The organism is Streptomyces sp. NBC_00569 (assembly GCF_036345255.1).
Classification (GTDB): domain Bacteria; phylum Actinomycetota; class Actinomycetes; order Streptomycetales; family Streptomycetaceae; genus Streptomyces.
Genome location: NZ_CP107783.1, coordinates 5,335,935 through 5,360,333 on the forward strand (window position 1 = coordinate 5,335,935; position 24,399 = coordinate 5,360,333).

Here is a 24,399-nt window from a genome sequence, read left to right on the forward strand (position 1 = left end):
GGCGGCGCCCGCGCTCGAACCCGCCTCACATCTGCGGCAGCGCGTCCCCCTGCACGGCCTGGATGTCGAGCTCCACCTTCAGCGTCGTGCCGATGGCGGAGATGCCCGCCTGGACGACCTGGTTGTAGTTCATCGCGAAGTCCTCGCGCTTCAGCTCGGTCGTCGCCCGGAACGCCGCCCGGGTGCCGCCCCACGGGTCCGCGCCCGTGCCGAGGTAGCTGAGGTCCAGGTCCACGGGCCGTACGACGCCGTGCAGCGTCAGCTCGCCGTGCACGGTCCAGCGGTCGGACCCGGCCGGCTCCAGGCCGGTCGAGCGGAAAGTGATCTCCGGAAACGTCTCGACGTCCAGGAAGTCGGGCGTCTTCAGGTGCCCGTCCCGCATGCCGTTGCCCGTGTCGATGGAGGACGCCTTGATGACCGCCTCCACCCGCGACTTCTCCACGTCCTGGGCGATCTCGATCCGGCCGCCGAACTCCGTGAACCGGCCGTGCACGCTCGAGATGCCGAGGTGCTGTGCGACCGCGCCCACCGAGGAGTGCACCGGGTCGATCGTCCACGGTCCGGGCGGCGGCAGTTCCGCGCCGCCCTGCCGGGCCAGGACCACCGTGCCGACGTCGGCACGGCCGCTCGCCGTCACCATCGCCGTGGACGCCGTCGGCGCGTAACCGACAGCCGTCACGATCACCACGTACGGGCCCGGAGTCAGGGTCACCGCGTCGTGCACGGCCCCCTCGTCGTCGGCCTCGGCCCGCAGCACCTGCGCACCCGTCATGTCGGTCACCGTCACGACGGCGTGCGGCAGAGCCCATCCGTCCTTGGTACGGATCCGCGCGCTCAGTCCCATGCTTCTCCCTTGCGCCGGAATACCGGCGCCGCTCTCGCGGACGTGTCGCCCGCCGCTGGGGCCCTCGGCCGATGGCTGAGGCCCCTTGGTCGATGGCCCGTAAACGGGCCGGACCCCGGTCCGGTGGCGGCCGGCCGTCCCCTGCCGTAGTGCCGCCACCGGTTCCGGGGTCCCTTTCCCACTACCGGGCGGGGGCGCGTCTCCGCTCGAAGCGCGCCCCTGCCCGGGGTCGTCACTCGCCGGGGTGGGCGAGTGTGATGTCGTGGCCCTCGGCGCCGCCGCCGTTGACCGTCAGACCGGTGGCCACCGGCGGGTATCCGGTCGCGATGACCGTGTACTCGCCGCTGTCCAGATCGGTGAAGGCGTACGCGCCGTCGTGACCGGTCGTGGCCGAGGCGACCACGTTGCCCGCCGCGTCGACGAGCGTGACCCGCGCGTCGTTCAGCGGACCGCCCGCGGCCCGGACCACACCGGCGACCTGCGCGCCGGAGTGCAGCCCGATCTCGACCCGGGTGACCCCGGTGCCGCCGACCTCGACGGGCAGCGCGAGCGGACGGTGTCCTGCCGCGGTGACCGCCACGGTCACCGCACCCGGGACCAGCTCGGCGAAGGTGAACTCGCCCTGCTCGCCGGAGAGTCCGGTGGCGAGGACGTCACCGCGGACGTCGGTCACGATGACCATGGCGCCGGGAACCGGCAGCTTGCTGTCCACGGACTTCACGACACCGCTCAGGCCGCTGGTGCCGCTGAGCAGGATGTCGTACGCGACCGGCTCCTCGCCGACGACGACCGTGGAGGCCTGCGGCTGGTAGCCGTCGGCCGAGGCGATCAGGACGTACGAACCCGCGCCGGGGGCGTCGAGGCCGTAGGCGCCGTCGCCCTGGGAGACCGCGCGGCCCAGCTGGCGTCCGCCGAGCGAGATCAGCGTGACCGCGGCCCGCGGGACCGGGGCGCTCTCGGAGCCGCGGACGAAGCCGCGGACCGGGGTGCCGCCACCGGTGGACGCCGTCGCCGGGACGCTGCCCGCCGTCGTGGCGACCGCCTGCAGACGCTGGGTCGCGCCGTCGGAGGCCGGCTCGGAGACCGCAGCGGCCATGGCCGGAACGAGCTCCGGCGCCTCGGGAGCGCCGGCACCCGCGGCCGCGGCAACGAGCGCCTCGGCCTCGGCCTCGGCGGCCGGAACCGCCTGGGAGTTCGACGTACGCAGCGGAATCTCCTTGATGAACAGCGTGGCGATCAGCGCGAGCAGCGCGATCGGAGCGGCGATCAGGAACACGTCCGCGATGCCGTGCCCGTACGAGCTCTCCATGATCGTGCGCAGCGGCGCGGGGAGCTTGTCCAGGTCCGGGATGGCGCCGCCGCCGGTGCCGCCGTGGCCCAGGGCAGCGCCCTTGGGGCCGAGGTCGGCCAGGCCGTCCTTGACGTAGTGCGTGATGCGCGTCGCCATGATCGAACCGAGCGCCGAGACACCCATCGCACCACCGAGGGAGCGGAAGAAGGTGACCGTGGAGCTGGCCGAACCGATGTCCTCAGGAGCGACCTGGTTCTGGGTGCAGAGCACGAGGTTCTGCATCATCATGCCGATGCCGAGACCCATGAGCGCCATGAAGATCGCGACGCGCCAGTACGGGGTGTCGAAGCGGATCGTGCCGAGCAGTCCGAGGCCCGCCGTGATGAGCACGCCGCCGGAGACCAGCCACGCCTTCCACTTGCCGGTCTTGGTGATGATCTGGCCCGCGACGGTCGACGAGACGAACAGGCCGCCGATCATCGGGATCGTCATGACACCGGACATCGTCGGTGACTTGCCGCGCGCCAGCTGGAAGTACTGCGAGAAGAACACGGTGCCCGTGAACATCGCGACACCCACGAAGAGCGAGGCGATCGAGGCGAGCGTGATGGTGCGGTTGCGGAAGAGCCGCAGCGGGATGATCGGCTCCGCGGCCTTGGTCTCCACGAAGATGAAGATCAGCGCGAGGACGACGGCGCCGCCCACCATCGCGCCGGTCTGCCAGGAGAGCCAGTCGTACTTGTCGTCGGCGAAGGTCACCCACAGGAGCAGGGTGCAGACCGCGGCGGTGATGAAGAAGGCACCGGCCCAGTCGACCTTCACGTTGTCCCGCTTGACCACGGGGAGCTTCAGCGTCTTCTGCAGAACGATGAGCGCGATGATCGCGAACGGCACGCCGACGTAGAAGCACCAGCGCCAGCCGAGCCACGAGGTGTCGGTGATGACACCGCCGAGCAGCGGGCCGCCGACGGTGGCGACGGCGAAGGTCGCGCCGAGGTAGCCGGAGTAACGGCCCCGCTCACGCGGGGAGATCATCGCGGCCATGACGATCTGCGCCAGGGCGGACAGGCCGCCGACGCCGATGCCCTGCACCACGCGGCAGGCGATCAGCATGGTCGGGCTCTGCGAGAGTCCGGCCACGACCGAGCCGCCCACGTAGACGATCAGGGCTATCTGTACGAGCGCCTTCTTGCTGAAGATGTCGGCGAGCTTGCCCCACAGGGGCGTCGTCGCGGTCATCGCGAGCAGCGAGGCGGTGACGACCCAGGTGTAGGCGGACTGGCCGCCGCCGAGGTCGCCGACGATCTCGGGAAGCGCGTTGGTGACGATCGTCGACGACAGGATCGCGACGAACATGCCGAGCAGCAGCCCGGACAGCGCCTCCATGATCTGCTTGTGTGTCATCGGAGCGCCGCTGCCGGGGGCTGCGCCTCCATGCTTGGCGTGGTTGCCCCGCACACCTGCCGGTGTGGTTGTTGCCATGGGGTTCCTTTACTTAAGCGGGTGTACGGGTGGTCTCTTCGGTGGCATCCGGAAGTGCCTGCGCGAGTCGCGGTGTGTATCGGCAGTCGCCGAAGCTGTCGCGGAGCCGGCTCATCATCGCGATCAGCTGTCCGACCTCGTCGTCGGACCAGTCGCTCAACCGGTAGGCGAGCAGTTCGGTCGACCGCTCGGAGAGCAGTTCGATCTGCTTCACGCCCTGTTCGGTGAGGCTGAGGATGCGGGAGCGCTTGTCCGCGGGGTCGGGCGACCGGTCGATCCAGCCGCGTTCGGCGACGTGCGCCACGTGGCGGCTGGTCACGGACATGTCTACGGCGAGCAGCTCCGCCAGGCGGCTCATCCGCATCTCGCCGTACTGGCCGAGAAGCATGAGGACCGCGGCCGAGCCGGCCGGACAGTCGTGCGGCAGGGACCGCGCGAGGTCTCGTTTGACGGCACCGAAGGCACTGAACTGTCGGGCGAGCTGTTCGTACTGACTCTGCTCGGCCACGGCACCTCCTACGTTCGTTGCTTAGGGCAACCATAGAGACAGTTGGTTGCCGCAGGCAAACGAAAAGGGGTGTTCGAGCCTAAAAACCAAGTAAAGGGGAGGGGTTGCACATGTAAAGCCGCAGCTCAGCATGGGTGTGGCGTCGCCCGCACGTATTCGCTAGGGTCCTTCCCCATGGCACACAACCCCCAGGGCCCGGCCCCCGAAGGCAACTACGACCCCGCGGGGAGCACCCAGATGTTCCGCGCCTTCGTCGATGAACCGGCCTCGCAGTCGCGCCAGCAGGCTGCCCCGGCGAAGTCGGGACCCGGCGCGGGTCTGATCATCGGCATCGTGCTCGCCGTCGTCATCGTGGCCGGCGTGGCCTGGCTGGCCCTCAAGTAGGTCGCCGCGGCTCTCGCCGGAGAGCCGCGCACTTCTCTTCGCCGGAGAGCCGCGCACTTCCCCTTCACCGGAGAGCCGGCTCACCACTCTTCGCCGGAGAGCCGTTCACTTCCATGTCACGGAGACGTCCCGCGTCTCCACGTGCATGCCGAGCGGCACCCGCCAGGCGTCGACACACACCGTCCAGGTCTTCTTCTTCCGCTTCCCCGCGTCGATCGGCACAGGGAGGTCCTGGGTGGACTCGACGGTGGCCCAGTCGATGCCGAGCGCGCCGATGATGTGCGTCCCGAAGGTCACCGTGCCCGAACGCACCGCGGTGCCACCGGTGTTGACCATGTCCAGGGTCACGTCCTCGCACCACCGCTTGTCCGCGGCCTTGCGCTCCGGGTCCCCGACCTTGAGGGCGGCCGGCCCGCTCGGGGTGGCGGGGGCGGACGGCGTGCTCGTCGACCCGCCGGAGCCGCCGGATTCACTGCCGCCGGACCCGCCGCCGGATCCGCCCGCGCCGGTGGACGGCTGCCCGGACCCGTCGGGTCCTGATGCTTCGGGTGTCCCGGAGCCACTGCCCGTACGCGCTTCCGCTCCGGCCCCGGCGCCCCCGTCCCCCGAACTGCTGCCGCCACCGGGGGACTTGTTGCCGCCACCACCTTCGCCGCTGCCCGTCCCGGACTCCGACGGGCCCGGCGGATCCGAGGCGGCCCCGTCCAGCGGCACCAGCTCCACGTCACCGGTCGGCGCCACCGTGCGTCCCGGAGTCCTGTCGGGCGTGGCACCGGCCGCACCGACCGCCACATAACCGTCCCCGCCGCCGGAACCCCCGCACGCCGCAAGGAGACCGCCCAGGCAGACCACGGCCGCCGTCGCGCCCGTCAGGGCGCCTCGGCGGCCGCGTATCGATCCTCGTCGCATCGCGCCAGTGTCTCTGACGGTCCGTCAATTCGGAACCCCGTCAACGGCACCGGCGCCGCGCGCGGTGCCTCAGTCGGCGATCAGGCCTTCCCGGAGCTGCGACAGGGTCCGCGTGAGCAGGCGCGACACATGCATCTGCGAGATGCCGACCTCCTCGCCGATCTGCGACTGCGTCATGTTCGCGAAGAAGCGCAGCATGATGATGCGGCGCTCGCGCGGCGGAAGCTTGGCGAGCAGCGGCTTGAGCGACTCGCGGTACTCCACGCCTTCCAGGGCCGTGTCCTCGTAGCCGAGGCGGTCCGCGAGCGAGCCCTCGCCGCCGTCGTCCTCGGGCGCCGGGGAGTCGAGGGAGGAGGCGGTGTAGGCGTTGCCCACCGCGAGCCCGTCGACCACGTCGTCCTCGGAGACGCCGAGCACCGCGGCCAGCTCGGGCACGGTCGGCGAGCGGTCCAGCTTCTGGGCCAGCTCGTCGCTCGCCTTGGTCAGCGCGAGCCGCAGCTCCTGGAGGCGGCGCGGCACCCGCACCGACCAGGACGTGTCGCGGAAGAAGCGCTTGATCTCGCCGACGACGGTCGGCATCGCGAACGTCGGGAATTCCACGCCGCGTTCGCAGTCGAAGCGGTCGATCGCCTTGATCAGGCCGATCGTGCCGACCTGGACGATGTCCTCCATCGGTTCGTTACGGCTGCGGAAGCGCGCCGCCGCGTACCGGACCAGCGGGAGGTTCAGCTCGATGAGGGTGTCCCGCACGTAGGCACGCTCGGGGCTGTTCTCGTCGAGTGCGGCGAGCCGCAGGAAGAGGGAGCGGGACAGGGTGCGGGTGTCGATGGCTTCGGAAGCCCCGGATACAGGCGAGCTGTGAAGCACGTCGGGCGCGGACGCGCTCTTGCTGAGCGTGAGCACCTTCGAGCTGCCCTGGTCTGCGGACATGCCACCCCCTTGAGGTCGCGGACGGACGCGGCGGGCGCTCCCGTCTGGAAGGAACGCAGCCTCCACCTGAATACCGGAGGCGGGGCTGCGGCAAACGCGGTTCCAGCAGAATGTCACATGTCGGCAACACGCTGTAGTGACATGTCGACATGGATGGGGTGAATCGGTGCAGGAAAAGGGGGGTGTGGCGGGGAACTGACGTATTTCGGCGGGGAAGTGCCGGGAAAGGCACTCCACCCGTTCCGGTTACGCTTCGATCCTGTTTGCGGACCTGAGCCGCGCGAAGCTTCTGGCCAGCAGTCTTGACACATGCATCTGGGAAACGCCCAATTCCGCGCTGATCTGTGACTGCGTCAGATTGCTGTAATAGCGCAGCAGCAGGATCCGCTGCTCACGCTCGGGCAGCTGAACGAGCAGATGCCGTACGAGATCGCGGTGTTCGACGCCGTCGAGCTCCGGGTCCTCGTAGCCGAGCCGGTCGAGCAGGCCGGGCATCCCGTCGCCCTCCTGGGCCGCCTCCAGCGAGGTCGCGTGGTACGAGCGCCCGGCCTCGATGCAGGCCAGGACCTCGTCCTCGGCGATGCGCAGGCGCTCGGCGATCTCCGCGGTGGTGGGGGTGCGCCCGAACGCCGTGGTGAGGTCCTCGGTCGCGCCGGTCACCTGCACCCACAACTCATGGAGCCGGCGCGGCACGTGGACCGTGCGCACGTTGTCGCGGAAGTAACGCTTGATCTCGCCGACGACGGTCGGCATCGCGAACGTCGGGAACTGCACGCCCCGCTCGGGGTCGAAGCGGTCGATCGCGTTGATGAGCCCGATCGTGCCGACCTGGACGACGTCCTCCATCGGCTCGTTGCGGCTGCGGAAGCGGGCCGCCGCGTACCGCACGAGCGGGAGGTTGGCCTCGATGAGGGCGGCACGCACCGTGGTGTGCTCGGGAGTCCCCGGCAGCAGATCCTTGAGCTGGGCGAAGAGGACCTGGGTGAGCGCGCGGGTGTCGGCGCCCCGGCTCTTCGCGGGCGGCGGTGCTTGAGGCGCTGTACTGGCCGGCACGGTCAACGCCACCTCTGTCTCCGTCAGCTCGTCCGTCAACTCATCCGTCAAAAGCGGTCATAGCATCACAAGACAGGTGCACTGTGTGCAAGCACCGCATAAGTACGTGTTGAAGGGCAAGTTGGGGCATAGGGCACAGAAAAGCCCTTCACCGTTCCGGTGAAGGGCCGCTTTGCCGTGCGATTCTCTTAGAACTCGTAGTCCGCGATCACCCACGTGGCGAACTCGCGCCACTGCGCGACGCCCGCCTGGTGTGCCGGGTGCTCGATGTACCGCTTGAGCGCATCGGTGTCCTCGACCGCCGAGTTGATGGCGAAGTCGTACGCGATGGGGCGGTCGGTGATGTTCCAGTCGCACTCCCAGAACGTCAGCTCCGGGATCTGCCCGCCGAGTGCGCGGAAGGCCCTGACGCCCTCGACGACGCGAGGCTCGTCGCGCTCGACGCCCTCGTTGAGCTTGAAGAGGACCAGATGGCGGATCACGGGCACTCCTTGCAGACGCTGACGAGGTAGCTCAGTTCCCGCCGCCGTTGACGACCCAGGTCATGAAGTCGCCGATGCTCTGAGCGGCGGTCGAGACGCCCTCGAAGCCTATCTGGACGTAGTCCGCGGCCTTGGCCGGGTCCGTGATGATCACATAGAGGACGAACACGACGACGACGAAGAGACCTATTTTTTTCGTCTGCACCACGCTCTGGCCTCCCCGTGCCCGTGTCCCGTGTGACCCCTGTTGCCGGGCGTGAGTGTATCCCGGACGTCTGTTCATCCGGTTATCCGGTTTTCCCGTCAACGGCCCGGCGGGCGGGGCGTTTTGCCCGATCGGTCTGCGTGCGGCTGGACATGGCCGGACACGCAGAACGCCCCTCTTCTCCGGTGACCCGGGGAAGAGGGGCGTTGTCAGCGGTAGCGGAGGGATTTGAACCCTCGGTGAGTTTCCCCACACTCGCTTTCGAGGCGAGCTCCTTCGGCCGCTCGGACACGCTACCGAGAGAGATCCTAGCCCAAGTTGGGCGTGGTCCGAAATCCGTATCCGGGAGGCCCGTCACAGGCCCGCCCGCGGGGTGTTCCGGCGCCCCGGCTGGCGGTCCCGGAAGAAGGACGTGAGCTGCTGCGCGCACTCGTCCGCGAGCACGCCCTCGATCACTTCGGGGCGGTGGTTGAGGCGCCGGTCGCGGACGACGTCCCACAGGGACCCGGCCGCCCCGGCCTTCTCGTCGCGCGCCCCGTAGACGACCCGGTCGACCCGGGACTGCACGAGGGCGCCCGCGCACATCGTGCACGGCTCCAGGGTCACGACGAGCGTGCACCCCGTGAGCCGCCACTCCCCGAGCGCCGCGGCCGCCCGCCGGATCGCGAGCACCTCCGCGTGCGCGGTCGGGTCCCCGGTCGCCTCGCGCTCGTTGTGCCCCGAGGCGAGCACCGTCGTGCCGTCCGGGGCGAGCACGACGGCCCCCACGGGCACGTCACCGCCCTCGGCGGCGAGCCGCGCCTCCCGGACGGCGAGGCGCATGGCCTGCCGCCAGGGGTCGCGTACGGGGTCCGGTGCCTGTTCTGCGGTGTTCACGGGCGGAATGTAGCCGACCGTGGCCGGCACCGGCATCGTCGTGGAGGGATGGGCAGATGATGGATGGCGGGACCTATCGGACCGTTTCGAGGACCTCCGCCGCTCCCAGGACCTCGGCGATCTCGCTGAGGGCGTCGTTGGGGTCGAGAGCGAGGAGCTCCCTCTCGGAGACTCCGAGGTCGGCGAGGATCAGCCGGTCCCCGATCGGGCCCACGGGCACGGCCTCGTCGGTGGCGGCCGCCACGTCGTCGTCCCCGGCATCGTCCTCGTCGGCCGGTTCGGGCTCGCCGTCCTCGGTCCCGTCGAGGTCCAGGGCATCCAGCTCGTCCTGGTCGGGATCCTTTCCGAGCAGTTCGTCGGTGAGCAGGATCTCGCCGTACGAACTCCGGGCGGCCGCTGCCGCGTCGGAGACGTAGATACGAGGATCCTCCTCGCCGTCCACACGGAGGACGCCGAACCAGGCGTCCTCCTGTTCGATGAAGACGAGCACTGTGTCGTCCTCGGCACCGCCGGCCGAGGCTTCACGGGCCAGGTCGGTCAGATCCGACAGGGCCTCCACGTCGTCGAGCTCTGTATCGCTCGCTTCCCACCCGTCTTCGGTGCGCGCGAGCAGTGCGGCGAAGTACACCGTGACTCTCCCACTGGTCTCAGGTGTGCCGGTTGGAGTTCCCCCCGGCGGACTCGGAAGGCGGGGTGTGCAGTTCCGAGCCCCGCCCAATCGGAATCGTGGCAGAAACCATCGCTTCAGGAGAGGTCTTCCGCCCGCTGTGTTCGCGCGGCGTCACCAGCGGAACGTGCGCATGCGCATCTGCTGCCGCATCCGTGCCGCCCTGGCACGGCGTGGACGGACCCGGTCGCGCAGCTCCCGCGCCTCCCGGAGTTCCCGCAGGAACTGGGCGCGTCGGCGCAGGCGCTCGTCCTCGGTCCCCTCCCGCTCCGGGTCCTGTCCCCGGTCGTGCTGTCCCTGATCCGGCATAGGCACACCACCCCAGTCCGCCATTTCCACGTTCCCTCCGATGGCGGGTTTGATGCCAGCACGGGCGCGGCCCGGACCCGGTTACTGTTGAGGACATGCGGATCCACGTCGTCGACCACCCGACAACGCACTAGCACACAGAATCAGCAAGAGAGGCTGAACAGTGCCCATGTCACCTGCAAGAACTAGCGGAGACGGCGCCCCGGTCCGCATCCTGGCGGCCCTTCGTATCTCCCTGGACGACGACGCCAGCACGTCCATCGAGAGGCAGCACGAGAAACTGAAGAGCTGGCTTCACCGGAACCCGTGGGCGCGTCTGGTCCACGCCACGGAAGACCGGTCAGTGTCAGGCTCCATCGACCTGAAGGACCGCCCGGAGCTCGGCCCCTGGCTGGCCGAGGACAAGCGGGACGACTGGGATGCCATCTGGATCAGCACCCAGGACCGTCTAGGTCGTGATGACCTCCACTTCATGGCGTTCGTGAAAGACGTCATGGACTGGAAGAAGGGCGTGTTCGTCGAGGATGACCCTTCCTTCGACCTCACCACCGAGACGGGACGCCTGATCGCCTATGCCAAGGCCACCCAGGCGGCGGGAGAACTGCGGAAGATCCGCCAGCGCGCCCTGGACTCCCGTGACTACCTCCGACGCAACGGCATGTGGGCAGGGGGCAACCTGCCCTTCGGGTACAAGCCCACCCCGATCCAGGTCGGAGACAAGATCCACTACAAGCTGGTTCAGGAGAAGGCCTACGCCGAGCTGCTCCGAGAGGTGGCGCGCCGGGTCCTGGACGGTGAGCCACTACGGAAGATCGCCGCTGATCTGAACGAGCGGGAGGTCCTGACTTGGCGGGACCATGAGCGCACTCTTCCGGCGCTCCCAGGGACCAAGAAGAGGCAGAGGGAACCGCAGGGGATCCAGTGGCACCCATCGACCCTAAGCCGCCAATTCCAGAAGCTCTCTTGTGCAGGACAGCTTGAGTACACCGACAAGGAGACTGGCACGGTCCGGGTCGCCGAGTTGGACAACGGTGACCCCGTGATGTTCACGGCAGAACCGATCTTCACTGAGGCTGAGCGCACAGAGATCCTGGACAAGATCGGGGAGCGAGCCTCCAAGCCCCAGAGGGCCCGTAGCGGGGTGGCCCGGCTGAGCGGTGTGGGGAAGTGCGGGACCTGCGGTCAGAGGGCGACCGTCAACCGGGTGACCCACAAGCTCAAGAGCGGGACCAAGACCTACGAGAGGTACCGCTGCTCTTCCTCGACTAAGGCCAGCCAGTGCAGTGAGCCTGGGTACATCGAGAAAGAGCAATTGGAAGAGTTCGTAAACTCCGCACTGATGCTGCACCTGGGGGACCGCGAAGAAGTTAAAGCGGTCAAGACCAAGGGGCAGGATCACACGCAAGAATTGGAGCAGTACAGGACTCGTCTCGTCCGAATTGAGAAGGAAGACGAAGAGGGCTGGTACGACGACGACCGGGAATCGTACTTCAAGAAGCGCAGGAACATCCTGGTCCGAATCAAGGAACTTGAGAGCAAGCCGGTAATCCCGGATACCGTCGACTACGTTCCTACCGGCCGTACCTTCCGCCAGAAGTGGGAAGGTATGACGACCGAGGAGCAGCGGGAATACCTGATAGAGCACAACGTGATGGTTGGGTTCTGGCGCTCAGGAGTCGACCCGAAGGAGCGGGCTGCCTACATCTGGTTCGGTGACTTCATCAAGGCTGCTACGGCTATGGGAATCCCGGACGATGAACTTCCGCCTTACGGGTTCCAGGTACTCAACCTGACCAAGGAGCAGGAGAGGGCTGCACTCCTGAGGATCTCCCAAACGCAGGGCGCCGCACTTGAGCGGGCCTACGAGTCAGCGCAGGCATGGAGGGAGCGACAGATGGAGAGACTGGCAAACTCTGAATAATCGAAGGTAGTCACTACGAGGGGCCCCGGTTCTACTGGCCGGGGCCTTTCTCATTTCCAGTGCGCGTCACGCCGGGGTGTAGTGCTAGGCAAATAGGGCTGCACCCCAGTAACACCAAGGGTCGTAGCCTCCGGAAAAGGGGGTTCAGGAATTTGCTCGCAGAGGGGCGCTTGCTATGACGTCCCGATCAGCGTAAGGCGTGCACCCGGACCCTCCCCCCTCCCCCCGTACCCCTATGGGCACCCAAGCGTGACGCTTAACGAGAAAAGCGAAACGTTGAAACGAGCGGATCGATAAACCATTTCGATAAGCCTTGATGAGTGCTGGTTCTAGCGCTCTTGGATTCTCTGGGTAGGCCCTAGGCATTAGGGCTAGGCCCTGCCTCTTGACTCGCGAACTGACTGCGGCTTGAGCCGATCTGTGAACGGGAGGGTGACCAATGAGGACGGGAGTGTTGTTGCTGTACGCCTCAGGTGCCCAGAGACCTACGGTCCTGGCTCCATTTCCATCCTGACTCCAGGAGCGTCACGGCGGTCCCTGGGGGCCGCAGACACCGACGGGGAGGCCACTGGCCGTGGTGGGGGCGTGGCTGGCTAGGTAGGGAGCCAGGCGCCCCGGGAAGTAGCGGGATTCCAGAGGGACGCTCACGGGTCTTTCTGGTGGCCGGAGAGGCGTGGTCATGGTGCCCGTGCCTTAGGGGTATCCCCCCTCCCTCCTGGTCAGAGCCGGTGCCGACTTATTTAGATAGTTAGAGTTCTAAGTATCTAAAGAACTGGTGACCCAGATCACAGCTATTCGGTGCAACCTTCTGGGCATGTTCGGTGTCTTTCACAGTGTCCGATCTTAACCATTGAGGCTGGACACCACTTTGACCAAGGGGCTAGTGCACCCAAAATCAGGAGGAATAGAAATGAATATCTCTGAGATCGAAGCCACCCCGGCATATGGCCCGGACGGAGAGCCTGACGGCTGGACGGACAGGGAGGGACATGCGTGGGCACCCCTGGATTGGCACAAGGGGGGCCCGCTTCCGGACGGGACGCCTACCGGTCGAATCGGAGTGACCGAGGTGTTCGACATCGACTACGCATCGGCCGTCTATGCGGCTGAGTACCTTGCAACTCCGGAGGGTGCTGCCGCTCAGAAGGCGTTCCAGGCGGAGCTGTCTGCCGCCTAATCGGTCGCCAGCTCAACAACTGAAGAAACGAAAGACCCCGGACAGGGAAAGTGTCCGGGGTCCTTCTATTTCTATTATCCCACACCTAGGGGTTCGGCATTCGGCCGGGCCCCTTTTTCTATGACTGGAGACATGACGTGAGCGCTACTGCTATTGATACATTTCATGACGGACCCTGTACCTTCCAGTTTGATCCGTTCGATCCGAGCACTCATTGCTCTGATAACAACCCTTGCCCCGGTCGTAAGTCGACCCGTGCTCCTATCACCCATGCGCCTGCCGTCGAGGAGACTCCCACGCTGCCCGCTGTGGAGCCTAAGGAGACGGCCCCGGTGTCTTCTCTCACCGGATCGGAGAAGAGCACTAAGCGTGTGCGGTCCATGGGGCGGTATGAGTGGGAGCGGGAGCTGTGGAACTGCCCCGATATTCCCGCCGCATACAAGGGCGTGCTTACTGCCCTCTCGTTCTTCTCTGACTTTGAGACTGGCCGTAATGCCCGGCCGGGTGAATCTCTCCTTCAGGAGGTCACTTGTGCATCTCGGTCCACTGTGAATCGAGCACTCAGGTATGGCCGCGAGGAAGGCTGGCTCCACCGCAACTGGACTGGCGGAGGAACCAAGAAGGATGAGAGCGGTAAGCGTCTGGCAGACGAGTACTGGCTCACCATTCCGAGGCATGGTCATGGTCACGAGCTGGACGACGTGAAGCGGCGTATCTGACCATGTGTCTCACAGACACCCCATGCCCATGAATCTACGGAGGGGTGTCTCATAGATACACCATCTAGTGTCTTTACACCTAGGGAAGTCCATCTAGGGACTTCCACCTAGAGCTACTGGAAGTAGGGATAAGGCCGGTCCCCGCGCTTGGCGGGGCCGGTCTTTCTCATGTCCAGATGGTGTAGCCGCTTTTGGCGGCTATCTCAGTCGCATCTTCAACCCAGATGCTCAGTAGCTCTGTCCTGCCGGACTGCGCTTAGTCTTCCTCCGTCGGCACAAGCCAGGAGCTAACTCCTGTCTGTCCTCCGGTGGAATGTTGCGCCGCCTATTCGGCCCCGCTGATTGTCAGTGGCTACTGAGATAATTGAAGTATGAGGAAGAAGCAGGGGTGTCTCGATCGGGGACCCCCTTCCTGATGGGAGAGAACAATATGAGCGTTGAGACGATGTTGAGTGCAGATGACAAGGCCACGCTTGAGTGGCTGAAGAAGAATGATCCTGAGTTCAGCAGTACCACTAGCGATAGCGACCGCTGCCCTACATGGCACCGGTTCATGGTGGGGGACCGGGGAGCCGCTGACTGGCTCACTCTCCACGATGACGACGATGACCTAACGCTGTCTGACCTCTTCCAGATGGGGACTCCTGAGAACACTGGCTTTGCCCTGGAGGGCAACACTTCTGAGGTGATGGAGTTCTGTCATTGGGCGGGGTGCGTGAAGGAGCTGTACGCCCCGGAGGAGCGCCGTGGGCGCGGTAACCCTAGGAAGTGGTGCACCGCCCATCAGAAAGCGGCTGAGGCCCGTACGGAGCGTTTGCGATACCACGGAATCAAGGTTGGTGAACACCGCAATCTGAGCTACCGGCCTAAGAAGTCCAGTCCGGGTGATGTTCCGTCCAAGCCCGATAAGGCTGTGTGGATTGGGTCCCCCGCTGTAGGCGGTAAGAGCGTGGACCAGTACGCCCAGTCTCGGAGCGTGTGGAACTCCCGCCGTCGAGTTCGCTAGCCGCTGGTTCCTGCCAGCAAACGACGAAGCCCGCTGGGCGGTTGGTCACTGATGTTGACCAGGGAGGACGTTCCCGCCGGCCAGACCGTAGCGCAAATTGCAGTGGAGAGTATCGGAGCTTCCTGGGATTTATTCAGAGTGGTTGAGAGGGAGTCGGTTATGTCACCCCCTCGCCCTCTCGGGGGCCACAGAGTCTCGCCCCTCTGGGGTCCACTTAGTTCGCTGGTATGTGTACCTAGCGTCTCGTTGTTCTTTCTCCTCAGTGGATTGGCCCTCCTGGGACTGCTCACCCCAGGAGGGTCTTTTCATTTGCCTCTAATTGATCCGACGGATCACAAGAAAGGTGGTTCTTATGCGGCTTACGAAGACATGTTCAAAGTGTCAGTTCGACAAGGTGCTCACCGAGTTCGGTCTTAGCTCAGTCCATTCGCAGGGGCGTCAGCCCTGGTGCCGGGAATGTAAGAGTGAGTGGTCTAAGAACTGGTCTAGGAAGTACCAGCGGCCCACATTCCCCCGGACCGAGGACGCGGCATGACGACTGGCAGCGTTACACCTTGCACCAAGTGGGAGTGCATTGATTGGGACTCCCTGAGCCCTGAAGAGAAGTACTTCGCCCGCATCGCACCCCAGCGGACTCACCACACGGGGTGCCACAACAGTCATCAGCCGGGAAGGGTGAATCCCAAGAGGATGAACGGGTGGATGGATTCTTTGGCTATTGCCCAACAGCAGCTTAAGGAGGAGTCCACCGATGAGCGCTAGCGCAGTGCCTCGGCTGCTTGAGCCGAAGGGGGCTCGGGTCGTGTTCTATAAGAGTCCCGATCTCAAGACTTCCGAGGATCGGGTACCGGTCCGACTCACCTACTCGGCCCGTGTGCTTCACCACGTGATACCAGCGGTTCCGGGAGCGGCTAACGGAGCAGCGGTGGGGTTTTCCCTTGCGGCTACCCCAGACGGCTCCGTACGGGCATACAGCGGCCCCGCCGGTGACTTCCTGGGGCTGATTGAGCGGGGCCCTCGTGGTTGGCTCCAGAGATTCCAGCTTGAGCGGCAGGCCCGTAAGCGGGCCAAGCAGGAACAGAACGAATTGAAGAAGCAGGAGCAAGCGGCTGAGATTGCAGACGATCTACTGAATGAATTGGAGAACAACCATGCCTGAGACTTTTAACCCCATCCTTGACTTTGATGTTCCGTCCCTTGAGTACCGGGATCAGCCCGTGAATCAGGCTCATGTGAACCAGTTGGAAAGGGAGAACCGTAAGCTTGCCGACAAGCTCGATTATCTGACCGATCCCACCAAGCGAAAGCCTTTTGAGATCCCCTCTCTTGCAGTCGGATACCAGGAGCATTCCACTGATGATACTGGGGTGAAGAAGGTGGGAGCGGAGCTTACTAAGCGACTGAGTTACGTTGAGAAGCAGATTGATTCGCATCAGATCCAGATGGTTGCGTTCCTGGACTCTGTGGCTCGGAGGGCCACCAATGAGCAGGACCACGAAAAGGCCCTGATTGCCGCTGTGGAGGCCGGGAAGGATGCCCCGGCTCCTATCGTTCACGATGACCTGTCCGGCTCTCACGCGGAGCTGAATAGGCTTGAGTCCGCTATCACGACTGGCGCCCGTCTGGCGCACGAGACTCGCGATGTCCTGGAGCTCGAATACCAGCGCCTGTACCGCACGGAGTCTTACCGAGTCTGGGCGAACAAGGAAATCGAGCAGCGGAACAAGGATGCTGCTAAGGCTGCCGCTCTTCTCCGTGAGGCCCTGTCTGCTCGTGATGCTGTTATCAACAAGCTGCCGAATGCTTTCGCTGATCCTGATGGAGTCGCGTTTGTCGAGCCGGTGAAGCTGGGGCGTGGGGGCATGGACCCGAATGTGATTGCCGGTAGTGCTGCCGAATTCACCACTGGTGATGCTCTTGCGAAGCTTGAGTCAGTCACCATTCCGGGTGACGGTATCCGGAAGTGGTCGGTTTCTCAGCTCACCGAGGACGAGAAGCAGGATTACGCCCGTCGTGCCGCTCAGGCCAAGATGGAGGTTGCGAATGTCTGATCAGATGAAGGAAGCACGAGAGTTCATCAAGCGGCACCGTGGATACCAGCGAGGAGAGATTAGTTCTCCTATCCGCAGTTTCGACGACTGGCAGACCGAGGGTGAGGAGACGTCCGGTTTCCTCGGTGCTGGTGGGATGGATCCGACCGGTAGTGCCAGCCCTCTGGATATCTCGATTGATAACGACAGCAGGACGCCCATCAAGTTCCTGTGAGTGAGTAACCCGAGGGGGCCCCGCAATGGGGTCCCCTCTTTTTGTAGTCCCTTTGGAGGGTTAATGGCAGTGAAGAAGAAGGTAGACGAGTACAGGGAAAGGCTGATTTTCCAGTATGCCTCAGCCGGCCTCGGGCTATCCCCTAATGACCTGCTCAATATCGAGCAGGCTGCACATCACCTGGCAGAGGCAGAGTCTCTGGACAATCGGGTGCGCCGTGACGGCGTAATGATCGAGGGTGGAAACCGTAAGGGGATGCAGGTTATGAACCCTTTGATCGAGGAGGCCCGCAAGCAGAGGACCAGTGCTAGTGCTCTACTCAACCGTATTGAGATTCCGGAGAGTGCTGGTGGTACTCGTAAGCTCACTCGTTCCGAGCAGAATCGGAAGAATGCGAGTAGGAGGTACCAGTAATGGCCTTCTGGATTGAGCAGGAAGACGAAGAGTACGAGCGAAAGCTAGAGGTTGAACGGCTCATGCAGTTCTACGCAGCCGATCTAGAGGTCGATCCTCCGGCGTGGGCGAAGTGGCATGAATTCGATGGGACCGTTCCCCTACCCGAACCATGGGAAAGTCGGGCACGAGAGAGTGCTACCCAATAGGGAAAGCCCCCTACCGATCCCGGTAGAGGGCCTTCTCTTTCTCTTGTGGTGACGGCTGCTGCTGGTTCGCTGGCCGTCCCCCTTCCGGGGGCCTGCTGTTATTGCTCGCCGTCGCAGTCCTCGGAAACTCAGGGTCAAGCATGGTGATCGGCATGGCGGGGGCGATAGGGGCCAGCATGTGACCGCCTCCTATTTAGGGCACTTCTCGTAATGCCGATAGGGGCCAAGGGCCGGGGGTCCCGAAACCCGCTCGACAGTGATCCGCCATACGCGGTCGAGGCTCTTCAACTCCTTCATGCAGTCGGCGCACTTCTCCCCCTTGGGGGCGTAGGTCACGTACTCGCCCCGGCGTGCGTTGGTCTCTGCTGTAACTGCCATCCCCGACTCCTCTCACTGGGGGTTCATGGTCCGGCCGGTAACTAGGACGTAGGAACTGCACGCAAAGCCCACTTCGGGACGTCCCGATGGGGGTAGAACGTCCCCACGAGACCACCAGGAGGGGGTGACGCCATGGCTGGCAACGAGCGGCTACGGGCGACGTTGGTAGCAGGCGGTTGGACGCACGCAACTCTGGCTGAGGCAACGGGAGTTGATCCGAAGAGCGTCGAAAGGTGGGTGAACCTGGGGAGGGTTCCCAGGAGGGCTACGGCCGTCAAGGCGGCTGAGGCCCTGGGGGAGGACATCCACGCACTGTGGCCAGCCCTGAGGCAGGCCCGGTCGGCACGGGCCGTGAGCCCTGAGCTAGTGGCCCTCTACGAGCAGCGGGCAGACCTCCCGGTGTCCGCGTTCATCGACCTTCTGTCGTCGGCACAGGAGCGGGTCGACGTGCTTGTCTATGCAGCCGTCTTCCTGCATGAGGCGTACCCCCGACTCAACGACCTACTGAGGGAGAAGGCAGAGGCCGGATGCCAGGTGCGTATCTGTCTAGGTGACGCCGACTCCCCAAACGTCCAACTCCGTGGCCAGGAAGAGAAGTTCGGGCACGGGATCGAATCGCGATGCCGTCTGGCACTGCTCCACTACCGGCCCTTGGTCGGAGTCCCAGGAGTGGAGATCCGGACCCACGGGACCACCCTCTACAACAGCCTCTACCGGGTAGACGATCAGGTGTTGGTCAACGCCCACGTCTGGGGCGTGAACGCGTACGGTGCGCCTGTCTGGCACCTCCGCCGCACAGAGGGTGGGGCCATGTTCGACGCGTACGCACAGAGCTTTGATGCCGTCTGGTCGACGGCCCAGGAGGTCAGTTAGTGGCACGCACTGAGTACTACGACGACCCCAAAGCCCCCGAGCCCAACAGCTTGGTTGTAGCGGCCTCTGCCGTGGTGACCGATGACCGGGGCCGCATCCTTCTCCAGAAGCGCTCAGACTCCGGCCTGTGGGCTCTGCCGGGAGGTGGGATGGAGATGGCCGACAGTCTCCCCGGAGCGGCCGTCCGGGAGGTCAAGGAAGAGACCGGGCTAGACGTCGAGATCACTGGTCTCGTCGGCACCTACACCGACCCTCGGCACGTGATCGCGTACACCGACGGAGAGGTGCGCCGACAGTTCAACGTGTGCTTCCGGGCTCGCCTCGTCGGCGGGACCTTGGCCGTCTCAGACGAGTCCCTGGAACTCCGATGGGTGGCCCCTGGTGACCTTGACTCCCTCGACATGCACCACACGCAACGACTGAGGCTGAGTCACTTCCTGGACGGTCGGGAAGTCCCCTACCTGGGCTGATCAGGGCATACCGCCTCAGCGCCGGTAGCCTGGTGTCAAGGGTCGCTGGGAGCGACCATCTTCGCTGTTCAGACCCTTGGAGGTATTGTGCGTTTGCATGTTGTCGACCACCCGCTGGTGGCGCACAAACTCACCACGCTGCGCGACAAGCGCACCGACTCCCCGACCTTCCGGCGCCTCGCCGACGAGCTGGTCACCCTGCTCGCGTACGAGGCCACCAGGGACGTGCGCACCGAGCAGGTCGACATCGAGACCCCGGTCTCGGGCACGACCGGCGTGAAGCTCTCCTACCCGCGGCCCCTGGTCGTGCCGATCCTGCGGGCCGGTCTCGGCATGCTCGACGGCATGGTGCGGCTGCTGCCGACCGCCGAGGTGGGCTTCCTCGGCATGGTGCGCGACGAGGAGACGCTCCAGGCGTCCACGTACGCGACACGCATGCCGGACGACCTGTCCGGGCGCCAGGTCTACGTCCTCGACCCGATGCTGGCCACCGGCGGCACGCTCGTCGCGGCGATCCAGGAGCTGATCAAGCGCGGCGCGGACGACGTGACGGCCGTGGTGCTGCTCGCCGCCCCCGAGGGCGTGGAGATCATGGAGCGCGAGCTCGCCGGCACGCCGGTGACGGTCGTGACGGCCTCGGTCGACGAGCGGCTCAACGAGAACGGGTACATCGTCCCGGGCCTCGGCGACGCGGGCGACCGGATGTACGGGGCGGCCGAGTAGCCACCCCGTACGGGCCCCCTCGCGGGATCCCGGCCGTTCGGTTCAGCGGTTCATTCGGTTCAGCAGTTCAGCAGTGCTTCTTCGACGTGGCGGACGTCGGTGAGGGCTTGGCCAGCGCGGCCAGGGCCTTGTCGGCGTCCGCCTTCGTCGTGAGCTGCTTGAACGCGGTGCCGATGATCAGGTCGACCTCGGCCGGCTTGGCGCGGGTGTCGGTCTTCAGCTCGGCGCCGGAGAGCTGTGTGCCGAGGACCGGCAGCGCGGCATCGGTGGCGCCCTTGGCGCCGAGCAGCAGCCCGGGGCCCTTGACCTTCTTGTCGTACGCCTTCGTCGCGTTGCCCACGTCGCCGATGGTGAAGCCACGTTTCTTCAGCTCGTCCGCCGTCTGTTTGGCGAGGCCGCTGCGGGGCGTGGCGTTGAAGACGTTGACCGTGACCTGGCCGGGCTTCGGCAGGATCTTCGGGCTCGCGGAGGACGATGCGGAGGCCTTCGTCCGGCAGTCGCCGGTGGCGCCCGCGGCCGAGGCCCTGTCGCCGCCACCGGTGAAGACGTCGATCAGCTGCAGAGTGCCCCAGCCGATCAGGCCGACCGCCACGACGGAGGCGACGACGGCGAGCACGATCCTGCTGCGCCCGCGGCTCCGGCGCATACGCGGATACTTGTCTCCCGTGATGCGGTACTTGCCGCCCATGCCGGGGGGAGTGAGCATGCTCATGGGCGCAGCGTAGTGCGCCCCGGCGGTGATTCCTACTAAATGATCATTGGCCCGCGCCAGGTACTACCCGAAAGGGTCAACGCGGGCCCATGGCCCGTCGCTCAGCCCAGCTCCAGGACGCGGGCGTGCAGCACCTGGCGCTGCTGGAGCGCGGCGCGCACGGCGCGGTGCAGGCCGTCCTCGAGGTAGAGATCGCCCTGCCACTTCACGACATGCGCGAAGAGATCGCCGTAGAACGTCGAGTCCTCGGCGAGGAGCGTCTCGAGGTCGAGCTGGCCCTTGGTCGTCACGAGCTGATCGAGGCGGACCGGGCGCGGCGCGACGTCCGCCCACTGCCGGGTGCTTTCCCGGCCGTGGTCGGGGTACGGCCGGCCGTTTCCGATGCGCTTGAAGATCACACGGAAAGCCTACCGGGCCCGGCTCTCCGGGCGCAGCCATGGAGACGGAGTGCGAGGCTGGGAAATGACGCCCTAAACAGGGGCAAACCGGGAACACTCAATCCGGGGACAGGGGCCAGAAATGAGTGACAGTGAGCCGATCCCGGCTGCGCCGGCGAATGCGGGGCCTTCTTCCGGGGTAGACGGGGGCGCCGGGTTGACGCCCGGAACCACCGTCCCCGAAACCGTCACGACCGCCGCAGCCCTCCCCGCCCCCGCCCTGGAGATCGCCTCCGGATACGCCTTCGCCGGGCCCGCGCTCGATCTCGGCGCGCTCGTGTGGGACGGGCAGTGCCTGCCGGACGCACAGATCCGGATCCCGCTGGGGATGCTCAACCGCCACGGCCTCGTGGCGGGCGCGACCGGCACCGGCAAGACCAAGACGCTCCAGCTCATCGCCGAGCAGCTGGCCGCGCAGGGCGTCCCCGTCTTCCTCGCCGACATCAAGGGCGACGTCTCCGGCATCTCCGCCCCGGGCGAGCCGGGCCACAGGGTGACGCAGCGGGCGGCCGAGGTCGGTCAGGAGTGGCGGCCGACCGGCTGCCCGAGCGAGTTCTACGCGCTCGGCGGCATCGGCCCGGGCATCCCCCTGCGGGCCACCATCACCGGCTTCGGCCCGGTCCTGCTCTCCAAGTGCCTCCAGCTCAACCAGACGCAGGAGCAGTCGCTCGGCCTGATCTTCCACTACGCGGACCAGAAGGGCCTCGAACTCGTCGACCTCAAGGACCTGCGGGCGGTCGTCACGTTCCTCACCTCCGACGAGGGCAGGCAGGAGCTGAAGACGATCGGCGGGCTCTCCACCACGACGGCGGGGGTGATCCTGCGCGCGCTGACCGCGTTCGAGCAGCAGGGCATGGGCGACTTCTTCGGCGAGCCCGAGTTCGACAGCGGCGAGCTGCTGCGCACGGCCCCGGACGGCCGCGGGCTGGTCTCCGTACTCGAACTGCCCGCCGTGCAGGACAAGCCGCACCTCTTCTCGACGTTCCTGATGTGGCTGCTCGCGGATCTCTTCCAGGACCTTCCCGAGGTCGGCGATGTGGAGAAGCCGAAGCTGGTCTTCTTCTTCGACGAGGCGCATCTGCTCTTCAGCGGCGCGTCCAAGGCGTTCCTGGAGGCGATCACGCAGACGGTGCGGCTGATCCGGTCCAAGGGCGTGGGTGTGTTCTTCGTGACGCAGACGCCGAAGGACGTACCGTCCGACGTCCTCGCCCAGCTCGGCAACCGCGTCCAGCACGCGCTGCGCGCCTTCACGCCCGACGACCAGAAGGCGCTGAAGTCGACGGTCAGGACGTTCCCCCACTCCGCGTACGACCTGGAGGAGTTGCTGACCTCGCTCGGTACGGGCGAGGCGGTGGTCACCGTGCTGAGCGAGAAGGGCGCGCCGACGCCGGTCGCCGCGACCCGGCTGCGGGCGCCCGAGTCGCTGATGGGGCCCGTCGACGCGGCCGCGCTCGACCGGGCCGTGAAGGAGTCGGTCCTCTACCCGCGCTACGCGAACGCCGTCGACCGTGAGTCCGCGTACGAGAAGCTGACGGCCCAGGAGGCCGAGACGCAGGCGCGCAAGGACGCCGAGGCGCAGGCGGCTCAGGCGGCGAAGGCCGAGAAGGCGGCGGCGCGGGGTTCCGGGGGGCGCGGGAAGTCCAAGGAGGACGCGTCGGTCGTGGAACAGGTGGTGGGCAGCGGGATCTTCAAGTCGCTTGCCCGGTCGGTCGGTACGCAGCTGGGACGGGAGATCTCGCGGTCGCTCTTCGGGACGCGGCGGAGGTAGGGCCTGGGCCTCCGGGGTGGTCCCGGTCCCGCGGGTGCGGGGCCGGGACCACCGCCGTGAGGGATCAGGCGCGGTCCTGGGGGTCCGTGTCCTGGGCCTTGTCGTCGGTCGGTTGCTCGGAGTCCTGGGTCTCGGGCGCGGGGAGTACGGCGCGTCCGTCGCGTGCCGCTTCGGCGCGCAGGAGGGCGTGCAGGACCGCGTAAGGGTCGATGGGCATGAGGGTGTCGTCCTTGTCGTGCGTGGGGGGTGAGCAGGTTCGGTCCGCCGGAAGGGCGGAGCCGTGCCTGTCAGCAGCGCAGGACGACGCAGCGCAGGACGTTCAGGGAATTGAGGGTGGCGCGGGGCGCACGGGGGCGCGCGAGTGGCGCGAAGGGGCGCGCGCGGGGCACGAGGGTGGCGTGTTCGGCAGGGAGACGCGTCGTGTGCGCCGTCGGCAGGCGCAGCGCGGTGTCGGGGGCGTCCTGGTGGAGCTCGCCGGGTTCCGGGGAGGAGGACGCGGCGTGCGCTGTCGCGGCCTGGGCGCACGGGACAGCGGACGCGGACGCCATGCCGAGGAGCGCGACGAGGATGAGCAGCGCCCGGGCCCACGCGGGTCGGCGCACGGTGCGGCGGCCCACGCCCACGGGGGAGGCGTGCGTGCTCATGGACGTCAATGTCCCCCGGTGACGCCCCGGAAACGATCAACGTGGTCGAGATCCGCCCTCATGGGCTACGGGGCGCGGCGTGTGCTGACGCGTCCCGGGGGTCCTACTTCCCCGCGGCCTTGGCCGCCTTCGCCGCCGCCTTCATCTCCTGCTTGTGCGCCCGCACCTTCGTGAGCGAGTCGGGTCCCGTGATGTCCGCGACCGACCGGAAGGACTTCGCCTCGCCGTACGCGCCCGCGGCCTCGCGCCAGCCCTTGGGGCGCACCCCGAGCTGCTTGCCGAGCAGGGCCAGGAAGATCTGGGCCTTCTGCGTGCCGAAGCCGGGCAGGTCGTTGAGGCGCTTGAGCAGTTCCCTGCCGTCCTTGACGCCTTCCCAGACGGCGCTCGCGTCCCCGTCGTAGTGCTCGACGAGGTACTGGCACAGCTGCTGGATCCGCTTGGCCATGGAGCCGGGGTAGCGGTGCACGGCCGGCTTCGTGGACAGCACCTCGGCGAAGGCCTCGGGGTCGTACGAGGCGATCTCGTGCGCGTCGAGATCGTCGGCGCCGAGGCGCTGGGCGATCGTGTGCGGGCCCGCGAACGCCCACTCCATGGGGACCTGCTGGTCGAGCAGCATGCCGACGAGCGCGGCCAGCGGGCTCCGGCCGAGGAGTGCGTCGGCGTCCGGCTCCTGGGCGAGGTGAAGAGTGACGTCCATGTGTCGATGATCGCGCGGCGCGGTCCCCGGCGCACCCCTTTCTGGCTTAGGTTAGGCTGCCCTAATC

28 protein-coding genes and 1 tRNA gene are annotated in these 24,399 nt (G+C 66.3%); 11 read left to right on the forward strand and 18 right to left on the reverse strand.

What is annotated here, in order from left to right; all coding sequences use genetic code 11:
- Nucleotides 1-25 precede the first annotated feature (25 nt).
- The 3 genes from OHO83_RS24010 to OHO83_RS24020 form a co-directional block, all read right to left on the reverse strand.
- Nucleotides 26-844 (reverse strand): YceI family protein, encoded by an 819-nt coding sequence (locus tag OHO83_RS24010; RefSeq protein WP_266672176.1) that lies wholly within the window; start codon nt 842-844, stop codon nt 26-28.
- A 232-nt stretch (nt 845-1,076) separates the two neighbouring features.
- Nucleotides 1,077-3,617 carry an MFS transporter gene (locus tag OHO83_RS24015; RefSeq protein WP_266672174.1) on the reverse strand — a complete coding sequence of 847 codons (2,541 nt, stop codon included), beginning with the start codon at nt 3,615-3,617 and terminating at the stop codon, nt 1,077-1,079.
- A 13-nt stretch (nt 3,618-3,630) separates the two neighbouring features.
- Entirely contained in the window at nt 3,631-4,125 is a 495-nt protein-coding gene (locus tag OHO83_RS24020; protein ID WP_116512175.1) for a MarR family winged helix-turn-helix transcriptional regulator, read from the reverse strand.
- 174 nt (nt 4,126-4,299) lie between these two features.
- Here OHO83_RS24020 and OHO83_RS24025 point away from each other — a divergent pair, with 174 nt between their 5' ends.
- Nucleotides 4,300-4,509 (forward strand): hypothetical protein, encoded by a 210-nt coding sequence (locus OHO83_RS24025; protein WP_116512176.1) that lies wholly within the window; start codon nt 4,300-4,302, stop codon nt 4,507-4,509.
- 105 nt (nt 4,510-4,614) lie between these two features.
- Here the strand turns inward: OHO83_RS24025 and OHO83_RS24030 are convergent, their stop codons facing one another.
- The 9 genes from OHO83_RS24030 to OHO83_RS24070 form a co-directional block, all read right to left on the reverse strand.
- Nucleotides 4,615-5,418, reverse strand: coding sequence for a hypothetical protein (locus OHO83_RS24030; RefSeq protein ID WP_266672171.1), 804 nt, complete (start codon nt 5,416-5,418; stop codon nt 4,615-4,617).
- 69 nt (nt 5,419-5,487) lie between these two features.
- Entirely contained in the window at nt 5,488-6,348 is an 861-nt protein-coding gene (locus tag OHO83_RS24035) for an RNA polymerase sigma factor SigF (RefSeq protein WP_227295863.1), read from the reverse strand.
- A 246-nt stretch (nt 6,349-6,594) separates the two neighbouring features.
- Complete coding sequence (locus OHO83_RS24040) at nt 6,595-7,413, reverse strand: RNA polymerase sigma factor SigF (RefSeq protein ID WP_266672168.1); 819 nt, start codon at nt 7,411-7,413, stop codon at nt 6,595-6,597.
- A 176-nt stretch (nt 7,414-7,589) separates the two neighbouring features.
- Nucleotides 7,590-7,883, reverse strand: a complete 294-nt coding sequence (locus OHO83_RS24045; protein ID WP_266672166.1) for a Dabb family protein — start codon at nt 7,881-7,883, stop codon at nt 7,590-7,592.
- A 31-nt stretch (nt 7,884-7,914) separates the two neighbouring features.
- Nucleotides 7,915-8,091, reverse strand: coding sequence for a hypothetical protein (locus tag OHO83_RS24050; RefSeq protein WP_116512180.1), 177 nt, complete (start codon nt 8,089-8,091; stop codon nt 7,915-7,917).
- A gap of 210 nt (nt 8,092-8,301) precedes the next feature.
- Nucleotides 8,302-8,386, reverse strand: a tRNA-Ser gene (locus OHO83_RS24055).
- A 56-nt stretch (nt 8,387-8,442) separates the two neighbouring features.
- Complete coding sequence (gene tadA / locus OHO83_RS24060; RefSeq protein ID WP_266672164.1) at nt 8,443-9,000, reverse strand: tRNA adenosine(34) deaminase TadA; 558 nt, start codon at nt 8,998-9,000, stop codon at nt 8,443-8,445.
- Between the two features lie 37 nt (nt 9,001-9,037).
- On the reverse strand, nt 9,038-9,592 hold the full coding sequence (locus OHO83_RS24065) for a tRNA adenosine deaminase-associated protein (RefSeq protein WP_266672162.1): 555 nt from the start codon (nt 9,590-9,592) through the stop codon (nt 9,038-9,040).
- A 153-nt stretch (nt 9,593-9,745) separates the two neighbouring features.
- Nucleotides 9,746-9,940: a hypothetical protein gene (locus tag OHO83_RS24070; RefSeq protein WP_266672160.1), complete on the reverse strand. Its 195-nt coding sequence runs from the start codon at nt 9,938-9,940 to the stop codon at nt 9,746-9,748.
- Nucleotides 9,941-10,109: 169 nt separating this feature from the next.
- Here OHO83_RS24070 and OHO83_RS24075 point away from each other — a divergent pair, with 169 nt between their 5' ends.
- The 6 genes from OHO83_RS24075 (at nt 10,110) to OHO83_RS24100 (ending at nt 17,442) form a co-directional block, all read left to right on the forward strand.
- The gene (locus tag OHO83_RS24075; RefSeq protein ID WP_330280792.1) at nt 10,110-11,861 is read left to right on the forward strand and encodes a recombinase family protein; all 1,752 of its coding nucleotides are present in this window, start codon (nt 10,110-10,112) and stop codon (nt 11,859-11,861) included.
- 1,509 nt (nt 11,862-13,370) lie between these two features.
- Nucleotides 13,371-13,757 carry a hypothetical protein gene (locus OHO83_RS24080; protein WP_330279777.1) on the forward strand — a complete coding sequence of 129 codons (387 nt, stop codon included), beginning with the start codon at nt 13,371-13,373 and terminating at the stop codon, nt 13,755-13,757.
- 430 nt (nt 13,758-14,187) lie between these two features.
- On the forward strand, nt 14,188-14,763 hold the full coding sequence (locus OHO83_RS24085; protein ID WP_330279778.1) for a hypothetical protein: 576 nt from the start codon (nt 14,188-14,190) through the stop codon (nt 14,761-14,763).
- Nucleotides 14,764-15,914: 1,151 nt separating this feature from the next.
- The gene (locus tag OHO83_RS24090) at nt 15,915-16,814 is read left to right on the forward strand and encodes a hypothetical protein (RefSeq protein ID WP_330279779.1); all 900 of its coding nucleotides are present in this window, start codon (nt 15,915-15,917) and stop codon (nt 16,812-16,814) included.
- Entirely contained in the window at nt 16,807-17,028 is a 222-nt protein-coding gene (locus tag OHO83_RS24095; protein WP_330279780.1) for a hypothetical protein, read from the forward strand. The genes OHO83_RS24090 and OHO83_RS24095 overlap by 8 nt, the downstream gene beginning before the upstream one ends.
- 63 nt (nt 17,029-17,091) lie before the next feature.
- Nucleotides 17,092-17,442, forward strand: coding sequence for a hypothetical protein (locus OHO83_RS24100; RefSeq protein WP_330279781.1), 351 nt, complete (start codon nt 17,092-17,094; stop codon nt 17,440-17,442).
- Nucleotides 17,443-17,819: 377 nt separating this feature from the next.
- Here OHO83_RS24100 and OHO83_RS24105 read toward each other — a convergent pair whose 3' ends face one another.
- Entirely contained in the window at nt 17,820-18,008 is a 189-nt protein-coding gene (locus OHO83_RS24105) for a hypothetical protein (protein WP_330279782.1), read from the reverse strand.
- Nucleotides 18,009-18,140: 132 nt separating this feature from the next.
- On the opposite strand from OHO83_RS24105, the gene OHO83_RS24110 reads away from it, so the two are divergent.
- The 3 genes from OHO83_RS24110 (at nt 18,141) to upp (ending at nt 20,074) form a co-directional block, all read left to right on the forward strand.
- Entirely contained in the window at nt 18,141-18,881 is a 741-nt protein-coding gene (locus OHO83_RS24110; RefSeq protein WP_330279783.1) for a helix-turn-helix domain-containing protein, read from the forward strand.
- Nucleotides 18,881-19,351 (forward strand): NUDIX domain-containing protein, encoded by a 471-nt coding sequence (locus tag OHO83_RS24115; protein WP_330279784.1) that lies wholly within the window; start codon nt 18,881-18,883, stop codon nt 19,349-19,351. Before OHO83_RS24110 ends, OHO83_RS24115 begins: the two co-directional genes overlap by 1 nt.
- 87 nt (nt 19,352-19,438) lie before the next feature.
- Complete coding sequence (gene upp, locus OHO83_RS24120; protein WP_330279785.1) at nt 19,439-20,074, forward strand: uracil phosphoribosyltransferase; 636 nt, start codon at nt 19,439-19,441, stop codon at nt 20,072-20,074.
- Nucleotides 20,075-20,141: 67 nt separating this feature from the next.
- Here the strand turns inward: upp and OHO83_RS24125 are convergent, their stop codons facing one another.
- Nucleotides 20,142-20,786 (reverse strand): LytR C-terminal domain-containing protein, encoded by a 645-nt coding sequence (locus OHO83_RS24125; protein ID WP_266672156.1) that lies wholly within the window; start codon nt 20,784-20,786, stop codon nt 20,142-20,144.
- Nucleotides 20,787-20,887: 101 nt separating this feature from the next.
- On the reverse strand, nt 20,888-21,184 hold the full coding sequence (locus OHO83_RS24130) for a type II toxin-antitoxin system VapB family antitoxin (protein WP_003955420.1): 297 nt from the start codon (nt 21,182-21,184) through the stop codon (nt 20,888-20,890).
- 121 nt (nt 21,185-21,305) lie between these two features.
- Between OHO83_RS24130 and OHO83_RS24135 the strand changes: the two genes are divergently transcribed.
- On the forward strand, nt 21,306-22,991 hold the full coding sequence (locus OHO83_RS24135; protein WP_266672154.1) for a helicase HerA-like domain-containing protein: 1,686 nt from the start codon (nt 21,306-21,308) through the stop codon (nt 22,989-22,991).
- A gap of 64 nt (nt 22,992-23,055) precedes the next feature.
- On the opposite strand, the gene OHO83_RS24140 is transcribed toward OHO83_RS24135, so the two are convergent.
- The 3 genes from OHO83_RS24140 to OHO83_RS24150 form a co-directional block, all read right to left on the reverse strand.
- Complete coding sequence (locus OHO83_RS24140) at nt 23,056-23,208, reverse strand: hypothetical protein (protein ID WP_266672152.1); 153 nt, start codon at nt 23,206-23,208, stop codon at nt 23,056-23,058.
- A 70-nt stretch (nt 23,209-23,278) separates the two neighbouring features.
- Entirely contained in the window at nt 23,279-23,635 is a 357-nt protein-coding gene (locus OHO83_RS24145) for a hypothetical protein (protein WP_266672150.1), read from the reverse strand.
- Between the two features lie 103 nt (nt 23,636-23,738).
- Nucleotides 23,739-24,332 carry an HhH-GPD-type base excision DNA repair protein gene (locus tag OHO83_RS24150; RefSeq protein WP_266672148.1) on the reverse strand — a complete coding sequence of 198 codons (594 nt, stop codon included), beginning with the start codon at nt 24,330-24,332 and terminating at the stop codon, nt 23,739-23,741.
- Between the last annotated feature and the right edge of the window lie 67 nt (nt 24,333-24,399).

Excerpts from the sequence above, each read along its gene's own strand:
- OHO83_RS24070 (WP_266672160.1), bottom strand. The coding sequence starts at position 9,940 with ATGCCGGATCAGGGACAGCACGACCGGGGACAGGACCCGGAGCGGGAG.
- OHO83_RS24100 (WP_330279781.1), top strand. The coding sequence starts at position 17,092 with ATGGCAGTGAAGAAGAAGGTAGACGAGTACAGGGAAAGGCTGATTTTC.
- OHO83_RS24135 (WP_266672154.1), top strand. The coding sequence starts at position 21,306 with ATGAGTGACAGTGAGCCGATCCCGGCTGCGCCGGCGAATGCGGGGCCT.
- OHO83_RS24015 (WP_266672174.1), bottom strand. The coding sequence starts at position 3,617 with ATGGCAACAACCACACCGGCAGGTGTGCGGGGCAACCACGCCAAGCAT.
- OHO83_RS24085 (WP_330279778.1), top strand. The coding sequence starts at position 14,188 with ATGAGCGTTGAGACGATGTTGAGTGCAGATGACAAGGCCACGCTTGAG.
- OHO83_RS24010 (WP_266672176.1), bottom strand. The coding sequence starts at position 844 with ATGGGACTGAGCGCGCGGATCCGTACCAAGGACGGATGGGCTCTGCCG.
- OHO83_RS24030 (WP_266672171.1), bottom strand. The coding sequence starts at position 5,418 with ATGCGACGAGGATCGATACGCGGCCGCCGAGGCGCCCTGACGGGCGCG.
- OHO83_RS24075 (WP_330280792.1), top strand. The coding sequence starts at position 10,110 with ATGTCACCTGCAAGAACTAGCGGAGACGGCGCCCCGGTCCGCATCCTG.
- OHO83_RS24145 (WP_266672150.1), bottom strand. The coding sequence starts at position 23,635 with ATGAGCACGCACGCCTCCCCCGTGGGCGTGGGCCGCCGCACCGTGCGC.
- OHO83_RS24105 (WP_330279782.1), bottom strand. The coding sequence starts at position 18,008 with ATGGCAGTTACAGCAGAGACCAACGCACGCCGGGGCGAGTACGTGACC.
- OHO83_RS24095 (WP_330279780.1), top strand. The coding sequence starts at position 16,807 with ATGTCTGATCAGATGAAGGAAGCACGAGAGTTCATCAAGCGGCACCGT.
- OHO83_RS24140 (WP_266672152.1), bottom strand. The coding sequence starts at position 23,208 with ATGCCCATCGACCCTTACGCGGTCCTGCACGCCCTCCTGCGCGCCGAA.
- OHO83_RS24035 (WP_227295863.1), bottom strand. The coding sequence starts at position 6,348 with ATGTCCGCAGACCAGGGCAGCTCGAAGGTGCTCACGCTCAGCAAGAGC.
- OHO83_RS24090 (WP_330279779.1), top strand. The coding sequence starts at position 15,915 with ATGCCTGAGACTTTTAACCCCATCCTTGACTTTGATGTTCCGTCCCTT.
- OHO83_RS24150 (WP_266672148.1), bottom strand. The coding sequence starts at position 24,332 with ATGGACGTCACTCTTCACCTCGCCCAGGAGCCGGACGCCGACGCACTC.
- OHO83_RS24110 (WP_330279783.1), top strand. The coding sequence starts at position 18,141 with ATGGCTGGCAACGAGCGGCTACGGGCGACGTTGGTAGCAGGCGGTTGG.
- OHO83_RS24025 (WP_116512176.1), top strand. The coding sequence starts at position 4,300 with ATGGCACACAACCCCCAGGGCCCGGCCCCCGAAGGCAACTACGACCCC.
- tadA (WP_266672164.1), bottom strand. The coding sequence starts at position 9,000 with ATGCCGGTGCCGGCCACGGTCGGCTACATTCCGCCCGTGAACACCGCA.
- OHO83_RS24125 (WP_266672156.1), bottom strand. The coding sequence starts at position 20,786 with ATGAGCATGCTCACTCCCCCCGGCATGGGCGGCAAGTACCGCATCACG.